At 69.3% G+C, this 25,371-nt stretch carries 21 protein-coding genes; 9 read left to right on the top strand and 12 right to left on the bottom strand.

Annotation, left to right across the window (positions count from 1 at the left end; genetic code table 11):
• Positions 1–22 precede the first annotated feature (22 nt).
• Positions 23–1,501 (bottom strand): MATE family efflux transporter, encoded by a 1,479-nt coding sequence (locus ACFVAE_RS11395; RefSeq protein WP_378891901.1) that lies wholly within the window; start codon positions 1,499–1,501, stop codon positions 23–25.
• Positions 1,502–1,616: 115 nt separating this feature from the next.
• On the bottom strand, positions 1,617–2,684 hold the full coding sequence (locus tag ACFVAE_RS11390; RefSeq protein ID WP_378891899.1) for a DUF998 domain-containing protein: 1,068 nt from the start codon (positions 2,682–2,684) through the stop codon (positions 1,617–1,619).
• Between the two features lie 40 nt (positions 2,685–2,724).
• On the opposite strand from ACFVAE_RS11390, the gene ACFVAE_RS11385 reads away from it, so the two are divergent.
• A complete protein-coding gene (locus tag ACFVAE_RS11385; protein WP_378891896.1) occupies positions 2,725–3,480 on the top strand; it encodes a sulfite exporter TauE/SafE family protein in 756 nt (251 codons plus the stop codon).
• Here the strand turns inward: ACFVAE_RS11385 and ACFVAE_RS11380 are convergent, their stop codons facing one another.
• Positions 3,481–3,660, bottom strand: a complete 180-nt coding sequence (locus tag ACFVAE_RS11380; RefSeq protein WP_378855217.1) for a hypothetical protein — start codon at positions 3,658–3,660, stop codon at positions 3,481–3,483.
• Positions 3,661–3,720: 60 nt separating this feature from the next.
• Here ACFVAE_RS11380 and ACFVAE_RS11375 point away from each other — a divergent pair, with 60 nt between their 5' ends.
• Positions 3,721–4,620 (top strand): DnaJ domain-containing protein, encoded by a 900-nt coding sequence (locus ACFVAE_RS11375; protein ID WP_378891894.1) that lies wholly within the window; start codon positions 3,721–3,723, stop codon positions 4,618–4,620.
• A 6-nt stretch (positions 4,621–4,626) separates the two neighbouring features.
• Here ACFVAE_RS11375 and ACFVAE_RS11370 read toward each other — a convergent pair whose 3' ends face one another.
• From ACFVAE_RS11370 to ACFVAE_RS11355, 4 genes are all read right to left on the bottom strand, one after another.
• A complete protein-coding gene (locus tag ACFVAE_RS11370; protein WP_378891893.1) occupies positions 4,627–6,069 on the bottom strand; it encodes a DUF1254 domain-containing protein in 1,443 nt (480 codons plus the stop codon).
• 75 nt (positions 6,070–6,144) lie between these two features.
• Positions 6,145–6,720: a dihydrofolate reductase family protein gene (locus tag ACFVAE_RS11365; RefSeq protein WP_378891891.1), complete on the bottom strand. Its 576-nt coding sequence runs from the start codon at positions 6,718–6,720 to the stop codon at positions 6,145–6,147.
• A 74-nt stretch (positions 6,721–6,794) separates the two neighbouring features.
• On the bottom strand, positions 6,795–7,376 hold the full coding sequence (locus ACFVAE_RS11360) for a carboxymuconolactone decarboxylase family protein (RefSeq protein ID WP_378891890.1): 582 nt from the start codon (positions 7,374–7,376) through the stop codon (positions 6,795–6,797).
• Complete coding sequence (locus tag ACFVAE_RS11355; RefSeq protein ID WP_378891888.1) at positions 7,363–7,695, bottom strand: hypothetical protein; 333 nt, start codon at positions 7,693–7,695, stop codon at positions 7,363–7,365. The genes ACFVAE_RS11360 and ACFVAE_RS11355 overlap by 14 nt, the downstream gene beginning before the upstream one ends.
• Before the next feature lie 94 nt (positions 7,696–7,789).
• Between ACFVAE_RS11355 and ACFVAE_RS11350 the strand changes: the two genes are divergently transcribed.
• Both ACFVAE_RS11350 and ACFVAE_RS11345 read left to right on the top strand, forming a co-directional pair.
• Positions 7,790–8,566, top strand: a complete 777-nt coding sequence (locus ACFVAE_RS11350; RefSeq protein WP_378891886.1) for an alpha/beta fold hydrolase — start codon at positions 7,790–7,792, stop codon at positions 8,564–8,566.
• 25 nt (positions 8,567–8,591) lie between these two features.
• Complete coding sequence (locus ACFVAE_RS11345) at positions 8,592–9,251, top strand: histidine phosphatase family protein (RefSeq protein WP_378891884.1); 660 nt, start codon at positions 8,592–8,594, stop codon at positions 9,249–9,251.
• A gap of 16 nt (positions 9,252–9,267) precedes the next feature.
• On the opposite strand, the gene ACFVAE_RS11340 is transcribed toward ACFVAE_RS11345, so the two are convergent.
• Positions 9,268–10,917, bottom strand: a complete 1,650-nt coding sequence (locus tag ACFVAE_RS11340; RefSeq protein ID WP_378891881.1) for a SulP family inorganic anion transporter — start codon at positions 10,915–10,917, stop codon at positions 9,268–9,270.
• Positions 10,918–11,121: 204 nt separating this feature from the next.
• Here ACFVAE_RS11340 and ACFVAE_RS11335 point away from each other — a divergent pair, with 204 nt between their 5' ends.
• Positions 11,122–12,405, top strand: coding sequence for an ion channel protein (locus ACFVAE_RS11335; RefSeq protein ID WP_378891878.1), 1,284 nt, complete (start codon positions 11,122–11,124; stop codon positions 12,403–12,405).
• A 3-nt stretch (positions 12,406–12,408) separates the two neighbouring features.
• Here ACFVAE_RS11335 and ACFVAE_RS11330 read toward each other — a convergent pair whose 3' ends face one another.
• Positions 12,409–13,080: a GAP family protein gene (locus ACFVAE_RS11330; protein WP_378891876.1), complete on the bottom strand. Its 672-nt coding sequence runs from the start codon at positions 13,078–13,080 to the stop codon at positions 12,409–12,411.
• A gap of 115 nt (positions 13,081–13,195) precedes the next feature.
• Here ACFVAE_RS11330 and ACFVAE_RS11325 point away from each other — a divergent pair, with 115 nt between their 5' ends.
• The 4 genes from ACFVAE_RS11325 (at position 13,196) to ACFVAE_RS11310 (ending at position 16,220) form a co-directional block, all read left to right on the top strand.
• Positions 13,196–13,627: a hypothetical protein gene (locus ACFVAE_RS11325; protein WP_378891873.1), complete on the top strand. Its 432-nt coding sequence runs from the start codon at positions 13,196–13,198 to the stop codon at positions 13,625–13,627.
• Positions 13,628–13,637: 10 nt separating this feature from the next.
• Positions 13,638–14,747, top strand: coding sequence for a sensor histidine kinase (locus tag ACFVAE_RS11320; protein WP_378891871.1), 1,110 nt, complete (start codon positions 13,638–13,640; stop codon positions 14,745–14,747).
• Complete coding sequence (locus ACFVAE_RS11315; RefSeq protein WP_378891868.1) at positions 14,744–15,373, top strand: response regulator; 630 nt, start codon at positions 14,744–14,746, stop codon at positions 15,371–15,373. Before ACFVAE_RS11320 ends, ACFVAE_RS11315 begins: the two co-directional genes overlap by 4 nt.
• A gap of 232 nt (positions 15,374–15,605) precedes the next feature.
• Positions 15,606–16,220: a DUF4328 domain-containing protein gene (locus tag ACFVAE_RS11310; protein ID WP_378891866.1), complete on the top strand. Its 615-nt coding sequence runs from the start codon at positions 15,606–15,608 to the stop codon at positions 16,218–16,220.
• Positions 16,221–16,305: 85 nt separating this feature from the next.
• Here ACFVAE_RS11310 and ACFVAE_RS11305 read toward each other — a convergent pair whose 3' ends face one another.
• The 3 genes from ACFVAE_RS11305 to ACFVAE_RS11295 form a co-directional block, all read right to left on the bottom strand.
• Positions 16,306–20,085 (bottom strand): beta-galactosidase, encoded by a 3,780-nt coding sequence (locus tag ACFVAE_RS11305; protein ID WP_378893552.1) that lies wholly within the window; start codon positions 20,083–20,085, stop codon positions 16,306–16,308.
• Positions 20,086–20,159: 74 nt separating this feature from the next.
• Positions 20,160–23,771 carry a family 20 glycosylhydrolase gene (locus tag ACFVAE_RS11300; protein ID WP_378891863.1) on the bottom strand — a complete coding sequence of 1,204 codons (3,612 nt, stop codon included), beginning with the start codon at positions 23,769–23,771 and terminating at the stop codon, positions 20,160–20,162.
• A 148-nt stretch (positions 23,772–23,919) separates the two neighbouring features.
• Positions 23,920–25,368: a sulfatase gene (locus tag ACFVAE_RS11295; RefSeq protein WP_378891860.1), complete on the bottom strand. Its 1,449-nt coding sequence runs from the start codon at positions 25,366–25,368 to the stop codon at positions 23,920–23,922.
• Positions 25,369–25,371 lie beyond the last annotated feature (3 nt).

Raw genomic sequence — 25,371 nt, 5'->3', positions numbered from 1 at the left:
CCAGAGAACGATGCGTGACGAGTCAGTTGCCGGTGCGTGCCCTCCGTCGCTTCCGCTTCGACGCGACCACGGGGATGGATCCGGTGACCACGAGGTCGACCGCGTTCGCCGCCTCGTGCGGGCCGACGACGGCCATCGCCGAGGTCTCGGTCGCGAACTCGGGGTTGACCGGCAGCGCCTTGAGCCGGCGGTGGGCGCTGATGTACGCAGGCACCAGGATCACGACCGCGCCGAGCCAGGCCAGCGGATCGCTGAGCGCGACGCCGATGAAGCCCCAGAGCTGACCGAGCACGATCGCCGCGGCCACGCGCATGGCCAGCTCGATCACCCCGGTGACGGTGGGGATGAGCGCCTGCCCGAGCCCCTGCAGCGCACCGCGCAGCACGAACAGCACGCCGAGCAGCGCGTAGGTGAGGCCGTTCACGACAAGCATGAGGTGCGCCATCTCGACCACCGTCTCGGATCCGTCGCCGACGAACATGCGCACTACGGGCTCGCCGAGCGCGATCATGAGCGCGCCCAGCAGCACCGAGGCGCCGATCGACATCCAGATCGCCTGGGTCACACCGCGACGGATGCGGTCGGGCCGGCGTGCACCGAGGTTCTGCGCCACGTACATCGACGTCGCGAGACCCAGCGAGGCGAGCAGTGCACTGGCCAGGCTGCCGATGCGGGCGAACACCGTGTAGGCGGCGACGGCGTCAGGGCCGATGGTGTTCAGCGCGACCTGCACGATGAGCAGCCCGATCGCGATGATCGACGCCTGGAAGCCCATCGGCAGACCGAGACGGAGGTGCTCCTTGGCGTCGGCCCGGCTGATCCGCCAGTCCGCACGCCGCACGTGCAGCGCCGGCAGCCTGCGCCGCGCGTACTCGAGACAGGCCAGCACCGAGATCGCCTGCGCGATCGCGGTCGCCCAGGCGGCGCCCGCGACGCCCCAGTCGAGCGTGCCGACCAGGAGGATGACCAGCCCCACGTTCAGCGCGCACGACACGATGAGGAAGATGAGCGGCGTCCGGGAGTCGCCGATGGCGCGGATGATGGCTGCGAGGTAGTTGAAGAACATCACCGCGCTGCCGGTCACCAGCGTGACCTGAGTGAACACGGTCGCCTCGGCGAGCAGCTCGGGCGGAGTCTGCATCACCACGAGCAGCGGCTCGGCGACCAGCGGACCCGCGATCGTCAGCAGGATGCTCGCCGCGCCGGTGAGCAGGGTGCCCGTCGCCACGGATCGGCGCACGCCGTCGGCGTCCTTGGCGCCGAAGGCCTGCGCGGTCGGGATCGCGAAGCCGCTCGACATGCCCCAGGCGAAGCCCATCAGCAGGAAGATCAGACTGCCGGTCGCGCCCACCGCCGCGAGCGAGTTCACACCGAGGTGGCGTCCGACGACGACGGCGTCGGTGAACTGGTACAGCTGCTGCACGACGTTGCCGATGAGCAGGGGCACGGAGAAGGCCAGGATGACGCGCCAGGGGCGTCCCGTGGTGAGGGTGGTGGACATGCGGGATCCAGGGAAGGAGGAGGGCGACAGAGGGCGGATGCCGGAACACGACACCGGCACCGTGAAAGGTCACGACGCCGGTGGTTCGATTGTATCGAATCGATTCGGACGATTACTAGACGGAAGCTGACACTGGAGCATCCGACTTCGCGTACACGCCGATCGCGCGCACGAAGTAGAGCAGCCAGGCGAACAGCAGCCCCGCCGCGATGAACTCCATGCCGGTGAGGTTGTAATAGCCGATCGGAATCCACAGCGCGATGGCCACCACGATGCCGATGATCACCAGCAGCGAGAACCCGGAGACCTCCTTCGGCAGCCCTGGCAGGAAGCGCAGGGCGCAGAACACGAAGACGGCGAACAGCACGACCATGCCGGATGCCGCGCCGACATGGATCGGGAAGCTCACCGCGTCGGGAACCAGACCGGCGATCATGAGGCAGATGCCGATGCCGGCGAACAGCCAGGACAACTGCCTGGTCAGCGTCTTCGGTTCAGCGCCGCGGGCGATCAGTCCGAGCTCGACGTCACGGCCCACGTAGTTGGCGAGCACGGTGACGACGAGCCCGGTGAAGATGAGCGCCAAGTTGAACTTGTAGCCGGAGCTCTGGCTGATGTTGCCGAGCTGCGAGAAGTGCAGCTGCCACCAGGAGGCGTCCGGTGTGCTCAGCATGCTGGCCATCGTGCCGGTGAACAGCACAAGGGTCGCGAGCATCGCGAGCCCATCCGCGGTGACTCGCGATCCGGAGAGATAGGCGGCGTACGTGAAGGCCGCGGTGGCCGCCCCGACGAGGGCGCCGCCGCCCACCGGATCGATGTTCATGCCGCGGAAGCCCTGCTGGAAGAGGTTCGCCACTGCCAGCACGGCCAGGTACGACAGCATCGCCATCGCGGTGGTCATGGCTCCGACGTCGATGATGCGCTTGATCAGCGGCATCCCCCGTCGCCACGAGTCGTAGCCGCGCCGGGACTCGATGATGAAGGATGCCGCGAAGGCGGCTCCGGCGAACCCGGATGCCGTCCACGCGGCGAGGTTGCCTACGGAGCGCGTCTCGACGGCGAGCGGCCAGCGATCGCCCCACATGACCACGATCGTCAGCAGTGCCCCGATCGCGAACGCGGCGACCGCCCAGCGGGTGGCGACCGACTCCATCCGCACTCTGTCGCGGAACGTGGTGTGCATGTACTCAGGTGTACCGCACGAGATGGAATAGTGGAGACAGATGGAGCTGTTCGAAGGCGTGCTGATCGCGGGAGCCGGAACCGCGGCCGGCGCGATCAACGCCCTCGCCGGCGGCGGCTCGCTCGTGACCTTCCCCACCCTGCTCGCCCTGGGCTACCCCCCGGTGCTGGCCAACGTGACCAACACCGTCGCGGCCTTCCCCGGCTACGTCGGCGGCGCGTGGGGATACCGCGCCGAACTGCGCGGTCAGCGCCGGCGCATCCTGCCGCTGGCCGTCGCCACCGCGCTCGGCGCGGTGGCCGGTTCGGCGCTCCTGCTGCTCGGCTCCGAGGGCACCTTCACCGCCGTCGTGCCGTGGCTGATCCTGGCATCCACCCTCCTGCTGGCCGTGCAGCCCGCGATCGCGCGGCTGACCGCGCGATCGGACGGACCCGAGCGACTGACCTGGGCCAGCCTCGGACAGCTCGGCGTCGGCGTCTACGGCGGCTACTTCAACGCCGGGCTCGGCATCATGATGCTCGGCGTGATGGGGATGACGCTGAACGACGGCATCCAGCGGCTGAACGCCCTGAAGAGCGTGATGTCGGCGGTCGCCAGCGTGGTCTCGCTGATCTTCTTCGTCGCCTTCGCGACGGTGGCATGGCCCGCGGCGATCATCATGGCGGTCAGCGGCCTTGTCGGCGGCTGGATCGGCGCTCGGGTGGGACGGAGGATCCCGCCCACTCCCCTTCGGTGGTCGATCGTCGCGTTCGGGCTGGTGCTCTTCGTCGTACTGCTGACGGGCGGGCTGGGCTGATCAGTCCTCGCGTGACCGCGTGAGCATGCGGATGACGGCGTAGACGAGCACCGCGACGACCGCGACCATCGCCAGCTTGACGATGAACCAGACGACCGAGAACAGTGCACTCACGATCCACCATGCGATCACCACGGCGGCGATCACGCCGAGGACGGTCCAGATGCTGGTCTTGTTCACCGTTCCAATCTAGACGGCGCCGCCGGTTAGCCTGATGTGTCCGCCGATCCGAGGAGCCGCATGTTCGACAGCCCGCTCTCCGCATCGGCGTACGAGGTGCTCGGCGTCGCGCCCGACGCCACCGACAACGACCTGCGGCGAGCGTTCCGGCTGCAGCTGCGCCGCACGCACCCCGACACCGGCGGCGACGCCGCCGTGTTCATCCGGGTGCAGCGCGCCTGGGAGCTGGTCGGCACACCGGAGGATCGCGCCGCCTACGACCGCGGGCACGGCTTCGCGGGCGAGTCGGAGTGGAGCGGATGGCGCGCACCCGCGCGCACCGACACCCGGCCCCGCGCGCGGTTCCACGGCACGGCAGGAGGGTGGCTCCGCACGCAGTACGTCGCGCGGGTGCAGAGCTGGGCGGGTGCCGCGGTGCCTGATCCCTACGACCCCGCGTTCGTGCGCACCGTCCCCGTCGAACTGCGGATGCTGCTGGCCAATGCCCTCGCCGAGGAGGCGACCTCGCGCATCCTCGCCGATCTCGGCATGGGGTTCACCGTGTGGCACGACGTCGCGGCCCCGGCCGGGCCGGGCGACGGCGGCAAGATCGACCACGTCGTGCTCGGGCCATCGGGCCTGTACGGCGTGATGTCGGCAGACCTCGGCACCGACGTGCGGTTCCGCAGCGGCGAGATCGCGGGACCGGATGCCCCGGTGAGCGATCTGCTCTCCCGCATCCGGCTGGTCTCGCGCGCTGCGCGCGTGAAGTTCAGCGCGGCGCTCTTCGTGTTCCCGGACGACGATCTCGCTGAGGCCGCGGTGCCGCTCGGCACGGTGCGCGGCATCCCGGTCGTCGTGGTGCGGCGCGGCGTGCTGCGCACGGTGCTGCGCACGGGCATCGCCGGCACGCGCGTGATCGGCGGCAACGAGCTGTTCGACGTGCGCACCCGGCTGCAGCAGACGGTGCGCACGTCGTGAACGGCCTCAGCCCACCAGCTCGAATTCGTTGAGCTTCCAGGTCTGGTCGAACCACGGCTCGAGCGGACCGTACAGCCGGAACAGTGGGAACCAGGACTTGCCTGGGATCGTCTCGACCCAGTTCGACTCCTTGCCCTCGGGCGCCTTCGGGCCGAAGTACAGGTCGTGCGAGCCGTCCTCGTTCTGCTGAACGGTGCCGGAATTGCTGGCCAGCGCTGGCCAGATCGTCGAAGGCACCTGGATCAGCGACCGGGTCTGGGTGTCGTAGAGGTCGACGGCCCAGAAGTTCTTCGCCGGCGGGTTCGGGTCGACGTGCAGCCGGTAGGTGCGTCCGCCGTCGAGCACCTCTCCGTCTGCGTCGTGCACCGTGTACGCGTAGGCGGACCCGGCGCCGACCTGGGCGTGTGCCATCGCCGGCGTGATCACCGTGGCGATGTAGTGGAACTGCGTGCGGGCGTCCAGCAACCGCGCCCCATCACGCAGGAACTCGTAGCTGCCGCCGACGAAGACGTTCCGCCAGGAGCCGTAGAGGACCGCATCGGGGTCGCGCGGGGCGTAGGAGATGGCTCGCGACATCCCCGCACCGATGCGGGCAGCCTCGGACAGGATCTTCCGCATCCGCTCGTCAGGAGCGAACGGCCGGCCCTTGACGATGCCGATCGCGGCCAGCTGCCCGGCGCGCTCGGGATCGAGCGCCTCGACGGGCTCCTCCTGCACGACGTCGTCCACCTCTTCGTAGAAACTGAAGTCATTCGCGTGGATGCTGTTGAAGACGCATTCCGCCCAGTCGACCCATTCGTTCGGTGTGGGGTCCTCCGCCTCGGAGAGCGGATAGATCTTCGTGGTCTTCATGGCGGGGACGCCGCCGAGGGCGCGCAGCACGACCCAGTTGGTGAAGGTCGGCGTGCGGTGCACGAAGTAGCCGTCCGGCACCTCCCCCTCGTAGCCCGGCGGCAGGAAGAGGTACTTGCCGCCCTTGCCGCGGTCTGGCCCGGCGATGCCCATGTCGGCGACATAGCGGAACCAGAAGTCGTCGACGACGCACAGCGAGTCGGCCGGCGCTTCGATGACGGTCGGCCCCCAGGCTTTGAGGTCGAGGAAGGTGGTCCCGTAGGTCGTCTCGGTGTTCGGCGTGAGGCCGAGCCCCTTCGAGTTCGCACAGGGATCGGTGTACCCGATGACCCGCGGCGAAGTGATCCCCACCGATCGCAGCCCGCGACGAAGAGCGACGAGCGAGGCGCCCGGCACGGCGTTCAGGAACACGTCGATGCCGCGCATCAGATCCAGGGCGTCGTACATCTTCGACACCGATTCGGGCCGCGGGACACCATCGAAGAACTCGAACGTGCCGAACGGCGACTCGATCGTGTCGGGCACGGCGATCCTGGTGATCTCGGCCTGCAGCTGCTCCGGCGTGAGACCGCGGGTCTCCTGCGCGTCGTCGGTCATGATGCTCCCTCTCCCGTACGCGGCTGGGAGCGTCCCGGACTCCCCGGGCATCCGCGCGCCGCACCACTGCTATTCCTACTGCATGGCGTGCCCCGGCGGGGCGTCGATCACCGTCGGCACGTACTCGAGCAGCTGACTGCGGTTGTCGAAGGTGCGCGCCTCGACCAGCTCGAGGCGCACGTCGGGGTAGCCGTCGAAGATGCGCTCGCTCCCGGTGGCGCCGGTGATCACCGGGAACACGACGACCCGGAAGCGATCGGCGAGTCCGGCCTTCAGCAGCGACCGGCACAGCGAGACGCTGCCGAGCGTGCGCAGTGGACGGTCGGACTCCTCCTTGAGCCGGCGCACGTACTCCACAGCATCCGTCTGCACCAGCGTGGAGTTCTGCCAGCCGAGCGGGTCTTCGAGCGTCGACGAGAACACGTACTTCTGCACGTCGTTCAGCACGTCGGTGCCCGGTTCGCCACCGGCCGTGAGAGACGACATGACGCGATACGTGTTCGCTCCCATGAGCACCGGGTGGTCCTGCTCGGGCAGCTCCTCGAGCCAGCCGAGGTATTCGGGACCCTCCAGACCCCACCACCCCGGCCATCCTCGCGCGGACCCGTAGCCATCCAGCGAGATGATGAAGTCGATCGTGAGTCTCTGCATCGCCGTCTCCTTGCCGTCGTGCCCGAGCGTAGGCGAGCGGCGCGCGTGACGGTACCCCGATCCGATGCCGGCGCTCAGGCGTAGCCGCGGCGCAGCAGCATCGCCGCCGCGCTGTCGAAGTCGGCGGCGGACGGGATCTCGAAGTCGAGAGCGTTCGCGTTGCGGGTGATGATCGCGAACACCGCGCCGACGGCGGCGACGTCCTCGAGCTCCGCGGCCGTGAGGCCCGCGGCGAGGGCCGCCCGGGCATCGCCTGCACCGAGACCGTCGGGGTCGGTGGTCATCCGCTCGAGGAACACCAGCGCCGAACGCAGCCGGTCGCCGATCGGCGCGGCGCGGAAGTCGGCGAGTGCGGCATCCGCCACCGCGGGATCCATGCCGCGCACCGCGATCGCGCGGTGCGCACCGACGCAGAACGGACAGCTGTTCCAGGACGCGACCATCGCGGCCATCAGCTCCCGCTCGGACACCGTCCACGGGCTCGGCCCGCGCATCGCGCGCTGGGTCCAGCGACCCAGGGCCGGTCCGGCGAAAGCCTTGTCGTAGAACGCGACGCGAGCGGCATCCGGCAGCCGGTACCCGGCCATCCTCGAGATCATGCGGATCAACAGCCGATGCGCGGGGGTGTCACCGCGCTCGACCTCAGCGAGCCGCATCCGTCGCCTCCTCGATCACGGCGAGGGCGGCATCCCAGCGCCGCAGACCCGCCCCGATGCTCGCAGACATGACCACTTCGAACGAAGCTCTGTCCGATCCGGTCCCGGTCTGCACGTCGGCGACCATCTCATCCGTCACCCGGTAGGAGGCCTCGCCGATCGTCCGCGCGAGCGCGACATGCGGCTCGTCGCCGGCGCCCTCCTCCCCCGCACCCGCGCGCAGAGCGGACATCCGCACCGACTGCGCGACGACGCCCGACTCCGCCACGCGACGGCGCAGCTGCTCGGCGAGCACGGCATGATCGGTCTCTGCGGCCATGTGCGGAACCCTACGCCGACCCGGCGACGCACGACAGCGACGGGTTTCCCGATATCGTCTTCCCGATGTCGGACCCCGGTGGTTGTATGGCCGAATGAGCATCGCGACGTCGGCAGACGGCACCTCCATCGAATACTCCGCGACCGGTGATGGCCGCACGGTCGTGATCGTGAACGGCGCGCTCTCGACCGCGGCGGATGCCGCGCCGCTGGCGCAGGCCCTGGTGGATGCGGGGTACCGCGCCGTCACCTGGGATCGCCGCGCCCGCGCGGGCAGCGGTGATCGCCGCGGATCGGCGCCGGAAGACGAGGCGGCCGACCTGGCGGCGGTCATCGCCGCCGTAGGCGGCGCGGATGCGACTCTGGGACACTCCTCGGGTGCGGTGCTCTCGCTCTTCGCGGCTTCCCAGGGTGTGCCGACCGGGGCGCTGTTCCTCTCCGAACCGCCGCTCGACTTCGACGGATCGGGTGTGCAGTCGGCCGACCTCTCGGATCGGCTGCAGGCACTCGTCGACGCCGGGCAGCAGGGCGAGGCCGTCGAGACCTTCCAGCTCGAGGCGGTGGGCCTGCCGCGCGAGATGGTCGAGGCTGGGCGCAGCAACGGCATGCTCGCCGCGCTGACACCGCTCGCGCAGTCGACGGTCTACGACACGCGTCTCGTCTGGCGGATGCGGCAGCCCAGCGCAGACCTGCTCGCGGTCGACCGTCCGGTCACCGTGCTGCGCGGCCAGCAGACGTTCCCGTTCCTGATCGCCGCGTCGGACTGGGCAGCCGAGCACATCCCGGGTGCCGAGCTGGTGGTCGTGCCCGAGTCGGTCATGCACCGCGCCGACCCGGTCGCGACGGCGCGGGTCATCGCCGCGCGTCTCTGAAGCCGTCGGCCGTTACTCTGGCGCTGTGGACGCCACCTCCGACCCGCTGCCCGATCGCCCTGCACCCGACAACCCGCAGGGCAAGCTCGTGCTGCTGCGGCACGGTGAGACCGAATGGTCGCGGGAAGGACGGCACACCGGCCTGAGCGACATCCCGCTCACCGCGCACGGCGAGGACCTCGCGCGGCAGGCCGGCGAGCTGGTGCGAGGCTACGACTTCGGCCTGGTGCTGACCTCGCCGCTGCAGCGATCACGGCGCACCGCCGAGCTCGCCGGACTCGACGCCCAGGTCGATCCGCTGCTGATCGAATGGGACTACGGCGGCTACGAGGGGCGCACGAGCTCTGACATCCGGGCCGAGCTCGGCTACAACTGGACTGCTTTCACCCACGGCGTCATCCGTGGCAGGACTCCCGGCGAGACTGTCGAGGAGGTGGCCGCCCGTGCCTCACGCGTGCTCACCCGAGTGCTGCCGGCGATGGTCGAGGGCGACGTCGCGCTCGTGGCGCACGGCCACTTCCTGCGCATCCTCACCGCCGTGTTCCTGCGCGAGGCGCCCCGGTTCGGCGCGCGGATCACGCTGGATGCCGGCTCCGTGTCGGTGCTCGGGTTCTATCGCGAGCAGCCGGCGATCCTGGCCTGGAACCACGGCCCTCAACTGCCGCTGCGTCCGTCCGAGTCCTGAGCCCGACCCGCGGGGGTCACTCGCTCTTCACGAGCGCCGACACCGCAGCGCGGTTGGTCCGGTAGACGGTGTCGCCGTCTTCGACGACGCCGAACCTGGCCAGGCGCGCCTTCGCTCCACTGCGCACGCGGCTGAACGACAATCCGATCGACTGCTGCTCCAGCCACTCGCGCACGCTCTCGAACGACTCGCTGCCGGTGACGTCCACGTCGGTGACCGCCTCCATGTCGATCACCACATCGTGCACGGCGTCCGATCCGCCCGCATCGGCCACCGCCGACCGGATCGCCCCCGCGAAGACCTCACCGTTGGCGAAGAACAGCGGTGCAGCCATCCGCACCACGATGACGCCGGGGGCGGTGACTCCGCCGGGCTCTGTCTCCGCGGCCAGCTCGCCGGTCTCGGGCTCGCTGACGAGCACGTCGATCGCCGGCGCAGCGGCCCGCTTGGCCATGTTGATCAGCGCGAGCACGAACGCCACCAGAATGCCGGGGATCGCGCCGACGAACAGCGTCACGGCGAAGCACGCGATGCCGATGACGAATTCGAACCGGTCCAGCTTCCACATGCTGCGGAAGTCGGCGATGCCCAGCAGCGGCACAACCGCGAAGGCGACGATCGCGCCGATCGCGGGTGAGGGGATGTCGGTCAGCAGCGCGGTGCCGAACATGAGCAGCAGGAACGTGCCGACCGCCAGCACGACCGAAGGCAGCTGCGTGCGCGAACCCGCCGCGTCCATCGCCGCCGTGCGGGAGGTGGACGAGCCGACAGTGAAGGTGCCGCTCGCGCCGGCAGCGAGGTTCGCGAATCCGAAGGCGAACAGGTCACGGTTGGCGTTGGTCGGGTAGTGCCGCTTCTCGCCGTACGACCGGCTGACCAGCAGGCCCTCGGCCGTGGTGACCATCGTCAGGGCGATCGCCGACGGGATCAGCGCGAACCACTCCTGCCACGAGAGCATCGGCCAGGTCAGCGCGGGCGGGCCGGCCGGGACCTCGCCGAGCACGTCGACGCCGACCTTGTCGGCATGCGTGAGCACCACGATGACCGTCGCGACGATCAGCACGATCAGCGCCCACGGCACGGCGCGCGCGAGCATGCGGCCGAAGATCAGCACGACGAGCGAGCCGACGGCGATGATCGCCGACCAGAGGTTGATCGTGCCGAGCCCGGTGATCAGCCCGGTGAGCTTCTCGACGAACTCGCCGCCCGAGTCGATGTGCACGCCGAGCATCTTCGCGATCTGCGACACCAGGATGTCGAGCGCAAGACCGCCGACGAAGCCGACGAGGATCGGCTTCGAGAGGAAGTTCGCCAGGAACCCGAGCTTGAACACCCCCATCAGGAGGAACAGCACACCGCCGATCACCGCCTGGGCGAGCGCCATCGTCGCGTAGCCGGCGGAACCGGCCGTCGCGAGGCCGCCGAGCGAGGAAGCCACCAGCGCCGCGGCCGCGGCATCCGGCGACGCAACCAACTGGCGCGACGACGTCATCAGCGCCCAGATGAGGGTCGGCACGATCAGCGCGTAGAGGCCCGCCGTGGCCGGCAGACCCGCGATCTGCGCGTAGCCGATGTTCAGCGGGATGGCGATGGCGATCAGCGTCACCCCGGCGAGCAGTTCGCGACCGAGGTTCTTGCGGGTCAGACCGGCGAGCGGCGGTTGCACGGGACCTCCCAGTGATCGGATGCTTCACCCTATCGCCGCAGGGGTCACCCGTTCCGGGCGATTTCCGCGCGTCGGCGGCGTCCCCGCGGGCCTCATTCGCCCAGCGCCGTGCCGCAGCTGTCACTGGGCGCGCCGCTCGGGCACTATTGGTTCATCCGCGCAGGGTGCGTGCCGACGATGTCTCGTCGGGCGGAGGGAGTCGAGATGTCGGATACTGCGGCCGCGGAGGCGCCTTCGCCCAGTGTGAGATCGCTGCTGATCATGGCAGTGCCGGCCATCCTCGTCGGTGTCGGTTCGGCGCTCGTGCTGTGGCTGCTGGACCTCATGTCGGAGGGGCTCCAGCACATCCTGTGGACGACCCTGCCGCAGTCCTTCGGCGCGACCGAGGCGACGCCGTGGTGGATCTTCACCGTGCTGACCGTCACCGGTGCCGCGGTCGGCCTCGTCATCTGGTCGGTGCCCGGCCATGCCGGCCCCGACTCGGCGACCACCGAACTGGTCGAGGCGCCGTTGAGGCCCGGAGTGCTGCCAGGCCTGCTCCTGGCCACGGTGATCGGCCTGGCCGGCGGCGTCAGCCTTGGCCCGGAGAACCCGATCATCGCGGTCAACTCCGCACTGGCCGTGGCACTGCTCGCCCGCTTCGTGAAGGCGATCCCGCTGCCGCTGGCCATGATGCTGGCGTCCTCCGCCACGATCGGCGCACTGTTCGGCACACCGATCGCCGCCGCGCTGCTGTTCACCGGCGCCGTCGCGGCCGCGAAGGGCGGCGGGGCGCTGTGGGACAAGCTGTTCCTTCCCGTCGCCGCCGCCGGCGCGGGCGCCGTCACCATGCACCTCCTCGGCGGCAAGGCGCTCTCCTTCCAGGTGACGCCGATCGATCAGACCGACGGCTGGATGCTGCTGTGGGGACTGCTCGTCGCCGCCGCATCCGCGCTGATCGGCATCCTGCTGGCGTGGGCTCTGCCGTACGTGCACCGCGGATTCCACGCGCTGCGCAACCCGCTGCTGATCAGTCTCGCCGGCGGTGTGGTGCTGGGTCTGCTCGGCATGTGGGGCGGGCCGATGACGCTGTTCAAGGGTCTCGACGAGACCACGGAGCTGCTGAGGCACCCGGGCGACTACAGCGCCGGGCAGCTCGCCCTGTTCGCCGGGGTGAAGGTCCTCGCACTGCTCGTCGCGGCGGCCGCGGGCTTCCGCGGCGGCCGGATCTTCCCGGCGGTGTTCATCGGTGTGGCGCTCGGCGTGCTCGCACACGTGCTGTTCCCCGGCATCCCGCTGTCGCTCGCCATCGCGTGCGGCTGCCTGGGCATCGTGCTCGCCGCCACCCGTGACGGCTGGATCGCCATCTTCCTCGGGGCCGCGCTGGTCGGTGACCCGGTGGTGCTGCCGATGCTCTGCATCATCGTGCTGCCGGTCTGGCTGATGGTCACGAAGGCGCCGGAACTGGTCGTGCACGCCCAGCCGGAGTCGGCCGCAGCGAAGGCCTGAACCTCAGAAGCTGCCGATGCCCTTTCCGATCATCTGCACGCCGATCACCAGCAGCAGCACCGCCATGATCACCGCGTTCTCCTTGGTCAGCCAGACACGCATCGCGTCGAGGGTTCCGCGCAGCTTCTCGGCGGCGAACAGGTAGCCGATCACGGGGATCAGCACGGTCGAGGCGGCGATGATCGTGAAGATCGCGATGACGAGGGTGATGTCACCGCCGCTCAGCGACGCCGATCCGATCGTGACGCCGGCGCCCGCGGTCATCAGCAGGTTCTTGGGGTTGACCGCGGAGAGCAGGAAACCCAGCCCGAGCGCCACGGGGAAGGTGATCTTGTCGATCGCCTGCATCCACTTCGGCATCGCCGGCTCTTCGCCGTCCTTCGGGCGCTTGCGCCACTGCCCGATCGCGAGCAGCAGCAGTCCGGCGCCGAGGAGGAGCTGGATGATGCCCTGGATCGGCTTGGATCCGCCATCGTCACCCTGAGGGAGCACCGAGGACAGGAGAGTGAACACCGTCGTCGCGATGACGATGCCGAGGACCCAGCCCAGCAGGAAGCCGACGCTGGTGACCCGGGCTTTCGGCGAGAGCAGCATCAGGATCGCCGCGATGATCGGAATCGGGCTGATCGCGACTCCCACCGCCTGCGGCAGGATCTGACCGATGACATCTCCCATGCCACTGACACTAGTGGTCGGAGAGCGGGGCGAGCGAGGCGGATCCACCGATCGGTGACCGAGTGTGACCGATCGGTCGATCCGCAGCATCCGGGGTGTGACGACGCTGGAGGACATGGAAACCACAGTCGACCTCCCCGCGGATCGCGTCACGGCCTCGCGTCATGCGACGTTCCGCCCCGTCCTCATCCTCACCTCGGCGTTCACCGTGCTCAGCGCGGCGATGATCGCCTACCTCGCGGTCACGAGCGCGACCGGCATCCGGTTCGAACCGGCCATCTGGGTGCGCTGCTCACTGGTGCTGGCCAGCGCGATCGTCGTGCTCCTGTTCGCCGTCTCGGCGGCGCGCGGTTCGCGCGGCGCCTGGGTGCGGCTGCGCATCGTCAGCCCGATCATCGTCGCCGCGGTGATCGTGATCGTCTCGATTCCCCGTTTCCTGCCGGACTGGGTGCGGCTCGAGCAGGCTGTGTGCGGCCTGCTGCTGCTTCCGGTCGCGATCATCGTGAACCTGCGTCGAACCCGGGCGCTGTACCCCGCGAAGGCGTAGGGTCGGGCCCGTGATCGACACCCGCTGGCGGACCGTGCTCGCGGTCGCTCCGTACATCGTGCTGGGGATGCTGGTCGTCTATGTGCTGCTCACTCAGCGAGACGACCCGACGCAGCTGGTGTCCGAGCTGATCCTGTGCGGTGGGTACGGCCTGTGGGTGCTGGTCATGCGCACGCTGCCCTTCGCCTGGCGGGACCGGCCGGCGGCGATCGCCGTCTTCCTGGCCGGGGCGATCGCCCTGAACCTCGCACTCGTGCTGCGCGACAGCACCTTCGGCTTCCTCGCCATCGCGACCTTCTCGTTCGCCTACTCGATCGCCGAGTGGCCCTGGGAGCTGCTCGCTGTCGGCGGCACGGCCGTGGTGGCGGGTCTCGCGCAGAGCTCGAGCTTCGGGCACGATCCCGCCGGCGTCGCCGGCACGATCGCCGTCATCCTGCTGAACGTCGTTGTGATGTGCGGGGTGTCGTACGGACTGCACATCGCCGAGCGGAACCTGCGCCATGCGGCCGTGCAGGACGAGCGCACCCGCCTGGCCCGCGAGATCCACGACACCCTCGCCCAGGGGTTCACCGGCATCATCACCCAACTGCAGGCGGCGGAGCAGACCGGCGACGAGGACGTGCGCCGCCGGCATACGGATGCCGCGCTCGCGCTGGCCCGCGACGGACTCGCCGAGGCCCGCCGCTCGGTGCAGGCGCTGCGCCCGACCGCTCTGGAGCAGACCTCGCTCTCGGATGCTCTGAGAGGAGTCGCGGATGCGTGGACGGCACGCACCGGCATCCCGGCGCCAGTGACATCGACCGGCACGGCCCGGCCGCTGCCGACCGAGACCGAGGTGGCGCTGCTGCGCGCCGCGCAGGAGGCGCTCGCGAACGTCGAAAGGCACGCCGCTGCGAAGCGGGTCGCGATCGAGCTGCGGATGGAGGCCGCGACCGTGCGTCTCGAGGTGCGCGACGACGGCCGCGGATTCGACCCGGTGGAGAGGGTCGGCAGGACCTCCGACTCCGGCGGGTACGGTCTCATCGCCATGCGCGAGCGGCTGGCCGCGGCGTCCGGCGATCTGGTGGTCGAGTCGCGATCCGGGCACGGCACGACCGTACGCGCGGAGGTGCCCGCATGAGCGCGCTCACGCTGCTCGTCGTCGACGACCATCCGATCGTGCGTGACGGGATCGTCGGAATGGTCTCCGCCGCGGAGGACATCGAAGTCGTCGGCGAGGCATCCGACGGCGCTGAGGCCGTCTCACTCGCTCAGGTGCTCGACCCCGACGTGGTGCTGATGGACCTTCGGATGCCGCGGATGGACGGCGTCGCCGCACTGCGCGAGTTCTCGCGGCTCGGCATCCGCAGCCGCGTCGTCGTGCTGACCACCTTCGACGCCGACGCCGACGTGCTGCCGGCAATCGCCGCCGGGGCGGCGGGTTACCTGCTGAAGGATGCGCAGCCCGCCGAGCTGCTGGACGCGATCCGCGGAGCCGCCGCGGGGAAGACCGTGCTGGCATCGGCGGTGGCGTCGCGCCTCGTCGGGCGGGTGCGCGCGCCGGAGGCCACTCTGCTCACCCCTCGGGAGCTGGAGATCCTCGGCCTCGTCGCCGACGGCGCGACCAACCGCGCCGCCGGGGAGCGGCTGCACCTCAGCGAGGCGACCGTGAAGACGCACCTGCTGAGCATCTACGCGAAGCTCGGTGTCGGCGACCGAGCGGCGGCCGTGGCGGAGGGGTTCCGCCGGGGGCTGCTCGACGTGTGAATCCGGCCTGATACTGTTCTGCAATTCGCTTCCTTCACTCGCCTGACGATCACAGAGGATCACCATGAGCGACGCCGTTCCCCCGCCCCCTCCGCCGCCCGGACAGCCGTCCTCCGGGCTGCCCCCGGTGCCGCCTGCTCCGACTCCGGCCCCTGTTCCTCCTTCCCCGACAGCGGGTCCTGCCTACCTCTCGCCGGCCTTCGCCCCTCCGGCATACGGCGGGCCGCCGGCAATGCCCGAGCCGGCCGTCCTGCGTCCGCTGCGCAGCATCGGCGCAGCCACCCGCTGGCTGGTCGCGGCGACCGCACTCATGTCTGTGGTGACGATCGCGGTGGACGCCTCTGGCCTGGCGGCGATCGACGCCTTCGTCGCGGGGACGGCCGGCGTCGAAGCACTGGACGCCTACGATCGGGCATCCCAGCCTGCGGCGCTCGCCTGGAGCGCTGTGTACATCGCGGCCGCGGTCTGCTGGCTCGTCTGGCAGTACCGTGCAGCCGCATCCGTCGATCCCATCTATCTGCAGCGCTCTAAGGGATGGCACGTCGGTTCGTGGTTCGTCCCCCTCATGAACTGGTGGTGGCCCTTCCAGAACGTGAAGGACCTGGTCTGGGGATCGCGCGCAGCCGTGAAACCCGCGGTGCTGGGCGTGTGGTGGGCGCTGTGGCTCGCCGCGAACCTGGTGTCGGTGTTCGCCAGTCGGCAGCTCCTGGCAGCGGAGACGCCGGAGTCCTTCTCAGCAGCGCTGTCGTTCTCGATCCTGGGCGATGCGCTGCTGATCGTGACGGCCGCGTTCGCCTGGATCATCGTCAAGCGGATCACCGACGCGCTCGACCCGGTGGCGCGCTGACCCCCCGCGTCAGCGCACGTCACGGATCGCGCGCACGCGACCGGGGCGGTCGGATGTGAGATCCTGCCGACCCGTTCGCATCGGGTCAGCCTCCGATTCCCCCGGTGGTGGAGTGCACGGCCTCGAGGGTGACCGACTCCGGTCCCATGCCCTCGGCCTTCGCGGACACGGCGATGGAGATCTCGTTGTCGCCGCGCATGTTCAGAAACGCGCTCGGGATCGTGAACTGCTTCTGCGGTCCGATGTCGCCGATGTAGACGCCGGTGTTCCAGCCGTTCACGAAGATCGTCGCCTGCGACCCGTCGGTGCGCCCGGCATCGAACTTCGGCGAGTTCAGGGTCAGCCGGAACGTCGTGTCCTGTCCCTTGGGGACGTCGAGCGTGAACGACGAGCGGTACCAGTCCACACCGGGTGCGTCGGCCACCAGCGACGATGCGGCCTTCCAGCCCTTGTCGTCGAAGCCGGCCAGGTGCCAGCCCTTGCGCTCGCCGGAGAGCCCGCCGTTGTTGTAGATCGTGCGCACCGGGTCGGCCTCGGCCGCCGTGGCGCCCTCGATCCTCCAGTCGACCGCGTTCGACCCGTTGGTGAGCACGGCGTCGTACAGGCCGCGGTTCTGGCGCGAGAGTCCGTCGTCGGACCAGTCCAGGTTCTGCCCGAGGTTGTTCACGAGCACGGAGACGACGACATCCTCACCGGCCTTCACCGCCCCTGCGGGCACTGCGACGTCCTGCCACCCGCCTGCTGCCCGCGGCGAACCGGCGTACACGCCGTTCACCCAGACCTGCATGAATGCGGGCGCCTTGCCGTGCCCCGGTTGGCCGCTGCCGCCGTTGCCCTGGAGCCTCAGCGTGCCGCCGTCCTGCGCCGCGGTGTAGTGCGCGCGGTACCAGACCGACCCCTCGTAGAAGCCGTAGTGGTTGGAGTCGAGCACGACCTTCTGGTTGCCGCCCGGCCCCTGCCAGCGCGTGGACCCCGCGGTGTCGTCGGCTGACGTCCACCCCGAGTCGTCGAAGGACGGCTCCGCTTCGGCATCGTCGGATGCCGTGACCCAAGTCAGCTTCGGAGCCGCGACGGCCTTCGGGCCCGGGGCGGCCACCGTGGCGATACCCCGGGAGGCCGAGGCCGTCGTGGTGTTCCAGCGCACCTGCCTGATGCCGTCCGGCACGTCGATGCGCAGCGAGCCGGCATCCTCCATCGATCCCGTCAGCATCGCGACGGCTCCGCGGAACTGCACCCCGCGCGGCAGGTAGGCGCCCTCGACCGCGACCGTGCCCCGGTCGCCGCCGTCGATGAACCACACGGTCGCGGCGTGCTCGCGATCCATCACGCGCAGCGTGAGAACCGAGGCGCCGTCGTCGACGATGATGTCCGCCGGAGCGCCGTGCACGTAGTTCAGGCGCAGCTCGCCGCGCGCGGCGTCCCAGGTCTTCTCGACCCCATCGGGCAGCGTCACCTTCGGTGCGGCGTCGTAGTGCAGCACCGTCTCGCCGTCGTCGCCGGCGTAGCCGATCGCGTACTGCACGACACCCCCGCGCCGCTCGAGCGGAGCTCCGAAGAGCTGACTGGTCGTGTAGTAGAGCGCGTGACCCCCGATGCGGGTGTCGGCGGTCAGCATGAGGGCGTCGCGCCCGTGCAGCGTGAGCGAGGTGCCCTCCTTCTGCGGCACCCGCTCCCAGCCGACCTTCCCCTCGGGGATCGCGCTGCCGGTGTCGGCGTCACGGTAGAGGTTCACGGCGTCGATCGAGTGGAACGCTCCCGTCGAGCCCTCGAAGCTCTCGCCGGTGACGACGACCTTCACGGTGTGCTCGCCGTAGGCGAGGTCGCGCTTCGCGAACAGCACCTTCTGCGGCTGCGCCGAGGACGTGGTCTGCTCGACGGTCCGTCCCGCCTTCTCGCCGTCGATGTACACCTCGGCCGGCCCGTGGTTCTCGGAGTGCGGCCCGATCAACTCGAAGCCCGCGCCCGTGAAGGTGAACTCGTACGAGTCGCCGGCCTTCGCCGAGAAGGTCTCGTCGCCGCCGATGTCGCCTGCCGTCCAGTTCTTGCCGCTGGCGTGCTCCCACGAGCCGGTGAACCGGATCCGGTCGCTGTCGTCGTTCCACTGGGTCCTGGCGTCGTCGGGCACCTGGAATGCATCGATCGCGATGACGGTCCCGTCGCCGCCGGCGACGGGGGTGCCGAGGTTCTCGATCACGATGGTGTGCGTCCCGGGAGCGAGGTCGTTCGCCTCGAAGGACACCTGCTGCACCGGCTTGTTCTGGTCGGTGTCGACGTGCGAGTCGAACGTGCCCCTGTCCACGCCGTCGATGGTGACGCGTGCGGTGCCGTGGTCGGTTCCGGTGGACGTCACCACCTTCACGGACGTGCCGGTGAACGTGAACGAGGCCCTGGCACCGGCGTCCGCCGAGGTGCTGAGCGTGCCGCCGCTCGCCCCGCCGTCGGCGACCTGCTTCCAGGCGCCGGTGTACGTCACGACGGAGTCGCGGTCGTCGGTGGTGATGATTCCGGAGTCGTTCCCGTCATCCGCCGCGCCGAGGATCAGCGGGAAGGCGAAGTCGGTCTTCGTCGTGTCGTTCGAGTCGGCAAGCCGGAACCCGAGGAAGCGCGTGCTGCCGTCCTCGGTGGCGGATGCGGCATCGTCATCCGTTGCGATGCGCTGATACGACTGCACGGCGCTGCCGGATGCGACGTCCGCGGTCGGTGCGGTCAGAGGGCGCATGGAGGCGAGGTCGGGCACCGCCTGCAGGTAGTACCCGATCTCCTTCTGCGCGGAGAACTTCGGAGTGATCGTGCGGTCCTCGTTCAGCGCCGCACCGTAGTCATAACTGGTGAACCCGGATGACGGTGAGCCGGTCCAGCCCCAGTTCGTGCCGCCGAAGGCCATGTACGAGTTGTACGCGGTCACCCCGTTGCCGACGTTGCGCGCTCCCCACTGCCGGGTGAACCCCTCGTCGGTGTACTCGTAGCACTTCTCGGTGTCGAAGGCCGCGCCCCAGGGAGTGAAGGCGCCGCCCTGCGACTCGGTGATGAACTGCGGGGTGTCGGGGGCGATCGCGCGGAACGCGGTCTCCGACTCGCCGATCCGGTTGCGCTGGGCGCCGCAGTTGAAGCCCAACGGGTAGTTGTCGTACGCGTAGAAGTCGAGTCCGTAGGTGTCGACGTCGCGGAATCGGCCGCCCATGCCCCAGTCGTTGTGGAAGACCGGCACGGTGATGCCGTCCGCCTTGACGCTCGCGGTCAGGTCTGTGAGGAACCTCTTGCGCGCGGGGCTGTCGCTGAGCAGCTCGTTCTCGACCTGGTACATCAGCACCGAGCCGCCCCCGTCGGTGACCTGGTGCTTCGAGATGATCGCATCGACCGCGCTCAGCCAGGCCTTCGAGTCCGCGAGCACCTGCGGGTCCTCCGACCCGCGCAGCGGCGTGTTCACATTCGTCATGTAGGCGGGCAGACCGCCCATCGAGATCTCGGCGTTGATGTACGGACCGGGCCGGGCGATGACGTACAGCCCTTCCTCCTCGGCCATGGTGAGCAGCCTGTCGACGTCCCGGATGCCGGAGAAGTCGAACTCTCCGCCGCGCTCGGACTGGTGCAGACCCCAGAAGAAGTACAGCGAGACCGCGTTGAACCCCGCGCCCTTCAGCTTCTGCAGGAGATCGCGCCACTGCTCCGGTGCCGGCAGCCGCCAGTAGTGGAACTCACCCGACCAGATGTTCAGCCGCTCTCCGTCGACCTTGAAGGAGTGCTCGTCCCAGGTCACCCGATGGGGCGCGCCGTCATTGCCGGGGAACGGCACGACTGCCGGCTTCGATGCGGCGGTGGCCGAGGGTGCCGTGGAGGCCGTCAGTGCCACCGCGCTGCCGACCATCGCCACAGCGAGCGACCCTATCAAGACCGTGCGTCCTGCACGACTCATCCATCCCTGCCCGCGTGCTCGCACCATCAGCCCTTCGCGTTCTTCGGCTTCACGGTCAGATCCGCGCGGAGCTCGGTGGTCACTCCGTCCACGATCTGGGTGACGACCACGAGGTAGTCACCGCCCTTGACCTTGCGCGGAACGGTCACCTCGATGTCGAGCTGCCCGTCGGCGTCGGTCCTGACCCCGTCGGCCAGCGTCACGGGCTTCGCCGGCTTCGCACCCCGAGGCGCCGCGACCTGGATCAGCTGCACGGTGGTCGCCGTATCAGCTGCAAGACCGGATGCCACCAGTGGCAGCGATGCACCGGAGGCGATCTCGGTCGCCCCGAGTGCGAGCGTGGGCTCTTCCGTGCCCGGTTCGACGCCCCCGACGCTGATCTCGGCGGCGCCGCCGAACGCGTTGCCGTTGATCGACGAGGTGCCGACCAGCTTCAGGTAGCGCCCGCGCGCGGGCGCGGCGAACTCGAACACCTGCTCGCGATTGAGGTCGAGGAACGAGCCGGTCTGCACGGGCTCGCCGAACTCGTCGGGCGAGTCGCTCACGTAGACCTCGTAGTCCTTCATCCGGCCGTTCGACTGGCCGCCGCGCTGGGTGTACCCGAACCCGGTGACGTCGTACTCGGCGCCGAGGTCGATCGTGATCCAGTGCGGGTAGGCAGGGCTCGCACCCTGCCACTGGGTGTGCCAGAAGGTGGCGGGGTCGCCGTCGATCGCCTTGGCGCCGCCGGCCTGTTCGCCGACGGTCTCCTCGGAGTCGACGCCGGCCAGGGACAGCTCGGTGGTGTCGATGCGGTTCTGCAGCGGCACCAGGTGCGACGAGACGACGACCTCGTCGGATGCCGTGCGCTCACCGACCTTCGCGGTCACCGGATAGGTTCCGCTGTAGGTCTCGGGCACCACCGGAAGAGAGAGGGCGAACTCACCCTTCACGTCGGGCCGGACCGTTCCGAGCAGGCGATCTCCGATCGAGATCTCCACGTACGACCCGGGCTCGAAGCCGCTCAGCGTTCCGGGCAGACGATCACCGGCATCCACTTTGGCGGCGACGTCGATCTTCGGTGTCACGGAGGAGTCCCACGGCGCGGGATCGGAGGGGTCGGGAGTGCCGGCCGCGACCGTCGACGTGAACGACGTCGACGTGCCATCCGAGAACGTCACCGTGCCCCGATAGGTGCCGGCCGCCGCGTAGGCGTGCGTGCCGCGCACCTCGTAGAGCCCGGCTGCGCGCAGCGAGTTCCGCTCCTCCGACGTGCGGAACGTCGCGGCGGTCGGCTCGCTGCCGTCGCCCCAGTCGACGGTTGCGGTGACCGTGCCCTGCAGTGCGGAGGCGCTGACGCCGTCGGCGTCGTCGACGGCGTCCACTGCGATCCCGGTGCCGCCCTGATCGGCCTTCGTACCAGGGGCGGCGACCTTCGCCACGGTGAGCGACACGTCGTGACCAGGCGAGACGGCGACCGGCAGCCCGGCCGCGGACCACTCCCACTTCGTGGCGGCGCCGTCGTAGAAGTTGGTGTTCATCGCGAGCAGTCGCTCGCCGACCGAGGCCATCCGCGTGGTGAAGTCCGTGACGTCGCGCTGTGCCTGCGGGGTCCAGCCGATCTCCGCGTGCGAGATCACGCGCGGGAAACCGAGGAACTCCGCCTGCTGGCCACCGCGGATCGTCTCGGCCCACATCGGCCCCTCGACGCCGAGGATGTACTCGTCGGGCAGCTTCTGGCCGCCGTCGGTGACGACGCCTGCCGGATCCCAGTTGTAGTACGCCGGGAAGTCGCCGATGCCCGCCCAGGTCAGCCCGATCGGCGTCTTGCTGTTGTACTTCATGTCGAGGTACGCGCTGTTGCTGCGCGAGAGCACCAGCTTCGCGCCCTTGTTCTTCACGGCGTCGAGGGTGTCGGCGGTGCCGCCGACCCAGTACTGGATCGCATCATCGGCCTGCACGCCGCCGACGGATGCCTCGTTCCAGCCCATCATCTTCTTGCCCAGGCTGTGCACGAGCTGCACCGACTTGGTGATGAAGGTGACGTAGTCGTCGTGCGGGGTGACGTGCGACTCGTCGCCGCCGACGTGGACGTACTCCCCCGGGGTGAGTGCGACGACCTGCTTCAGCACGTGCTCGAGGAACACCCACGTGGCATCCGAGTTCGCATCCATCGTCGAGTAGCCGACGTTGCCGGTGCCGTTGGCGGGCACCCGCCCGCTCTCGTCCACACCGGGACGACTCCCTGCGGTGTTCAGTTCGGGGATGGCATGCAGCGCCGCGTTGGTGTGCGACGGGGTGTCGATCTCGGGGATGACCGTGATGTGCAGCGCGGCGGCGTAGTCGACGATGTCCTTGTACTGCTCCTGCGTGTAGTAGCCGGTGCGGCCCAGTTCGTTCTTGAACCCCTGCTGGGTCATCGCGGTCGCGCCGGAGCGGGCGGTCAGCTGGGAGTAGTCGATGGTGTCACCGGCGGCCCGGCCCTCGTTGGTGATCTCGAGTCGCCAGCCCTGGTCGTCCGCCAGGTGGAAGTGCAGCGTGTCGAGCTTGAACGCCGCCATCGAGTCGAGGTACGCCTTGACCTCATCGACTGTGAGGAAGGAGCGGGCGACGTCGAGCATCGATCCGCGGTGCGAGAAGCGCGGGGCGTCGGTGATCCTCACGGCCGGCGCGGTCCAGTCCGCCTGTACGACGGTGTCGGACTCGACGAAAGCCGGGAACAGCTGCCGGAGCGTCTGCACGCCGTTGAAGGCGCCCTGATCGGTCGGCGCGGTCAGGGTGACGGCAGTCGCGCTCGTGTTCAGCGCGTAGGCCTCGTCCTTGCCGGCGAAACCGTCGACATCGCCCTCGGCGAAGACGATGTCTCCGTCGCGCGCACCGCCGTCGACGACCGGCACGTCGAAGCCGGTGGAGCCGCGCAGCAGCTTCGCGAGGAACTTCGCGCTGGGCGCGAGGGATGCCGGTGCGACGATGCGCGAATCGCGTCCGAGCACGAACGGAGCGGCATCGTCCTCGACCGCGACGTTGACGGGAAGGGGCACCAGCGAGTCCGCGCGCGATGTCGCGACGACGGGTTCGGCGCCGTTCCACACCTCGAACTCCCACAGCGAGACGCCGTACTTCTGGCCGCCGATCGGGGTGCGCTCGATGCTCTGCATGCGCACGAAGCGGTAGGCGGTGCCGGCATCCGCGGCGGTGACCTTCTGCACGTCGCGCGTGCCGCACACCGGGGCGATCACGCCGGTCGCATCCACGAAGGTCGTGCCGTCGGTGGAGACCTGCAGCTTGTACTTCGCCGCGCAGGCCGCCTCCCACTCGATGGCGATGTGGTCGATCACCGTCGGCTGCGCGAGCTCGACCGTGACCGCGGCGTCGTCGGCCGTGTTCGATGACCAGCGGGACTGGTCGCGCGACGCCGCACCGGGGTTCTTGACACCGTCGATGACGAGCGCCGGACCCCACTGCCCTGCGACCTCCTGCCCCGTCGCGGTCACCTTGCCGCCGGCGGACGCCAGAGCGACGTTCACCCCATCAGCTGCCGCGCCGGCGGATGCGCCGACGGCCGGAGACCCGGGTGCGGCGAGGAAGAGCGCGAGGCCGGTCACGACCACCGCCCCACCGGCTGAAAGTCGGCGGACGTACTTCGGAGTTCTCATCATCGAGGTCACCTTCGCTGGAATGTTTTCGCAAACACGCGGTGCATCGTACGATACGGACGGTTAACAAATTCGTCAATGGTTGCGCTAATTCTTCCGGGACGCTCCGGCGAAAAGGCTCCGGAGCGTCCCGCCCAGACCGCGCCCTTTCTCACCCGGCGCTGATCGCGAGACGCTCGGGCGCGGGCTGGGACGGATGCGGGGTGTCCAGCAGTTCGGCCTGCAGACGCCACAGCCTCGCCTTGAGCTCTTCGCGCAGTTCGAGGTACGCCGGGTCGAGGTAGATGTTGTGCAGCTCCTCGGGGTCGGCCTCCAGGTCGTACAGCTCCCACTCCGGCGGGTAGGTGTGGCCCGAGGACCCGGGCAGGCCCATCCCGTCGTTGTAGAAGTAGATCAGCTTGTACCGCTCCGTGCGGATGCCGTAGTGCGCGAAGGCGTGATGGTTGATGTCGTCGTTCTCGAAGTACCGGTAGTACATCGCGTCCCGCGTCGGGGCGTCGGGATCGTCGGTCAGCTGCGGCCAGACGCTCACCCCCTGCATCCGAGGGTGCGGATCCACTCCCGCCGCGTCCAGGATCGTCTGCGCGAAGTCCACGTTCGTCACGATCTGACCCATCGGCTCCTGCCGGGCGGGGATGCGGGACGGACAGCTGATCACCAGCGGCATCCGCAGCGACTCGTCGTACATGAACCGCTTGTCGAACCAGCCGTGGTCGCCCAGGAAGAACCCCTGATCCGACGTGTACATCAACAGGGTGTCATCGAACACGTCCCGCTCGCGCAGCCAGTCGATCACCCGGCCGACGTTGTCGTCCACCGACGCCACGCACGCCAGGTAGTCCTCCATGTACCGCTGGTACTTCCACACCGCCGCCTGCTCGTATGTAAGCCCCTCGGGCGGCGCCACCTTCAGATCCGTCAGGGTGAGGTGATCGGCGATCCGCATCGCCGCGCGATGCGCCGCAGACCCGCGCGTCGCGTAGTCGTCGTCGAACGTCGCCGGCAGCGGGATCTGACCCTGCGCATACATGCCACGGTGCTTCTCATCCGGCTCCCACGGCCGATGCGGCGCCTTGTGGTGGATCAGCAGACACCACGGCTCCTCACCCGCCAGCGACTCCAGCCAGCCCAGCGACAGATCCGTGATCACGTCGGTGGCGTACCCGGGGACGATCTCCACGCCGTCCTCGGTGAGGATCTGCGGGTCGAAGTACTCGCCCTGGTCGCGCAGCACCGCCCAGTAGTCGAACCCCTCCGGGTCATGCCCGGGCCCCTCGCCCATGTGCCACTTGCCCACGATCCCGGTGCGATACCCCGCCTCCCGGAGCGCCGACACGAACGTCGGCTGCGACGCATCGATCGGGGTCTCCAGCGTCGTCACCCCGTTCACGTGACTGTACGTACCGGTCAGGATCGATGCCCGCGACGGCGTGCACAGCGCATTCGTGCAGAAGCAGTTCTCCAACCGCACCCCCGCACCGGCGATCTCATCGATGCGCGGGGTGCGGTTGACCACCGACCCGTACGCGCTGATCGCATGCGAGGCGTGATCATCCGTGAGGATCACGACGATGTTCGGACGTTTCTGCTGGGAGGTCATGCT

It is taken from the genome of Microbacterium sp. NPDC057659 (genome assembly GCF_042799915.1).
Lineage (GTDB): Bacteria > Actinomycetota > Actinomycetes > Actinomycetales > Microbacteriaceae > Microbacterium.
Note: the sequence above shows the minus strand (reverse complement) of the source record. Positions and strands in the feature narration are given on the sequence as shown.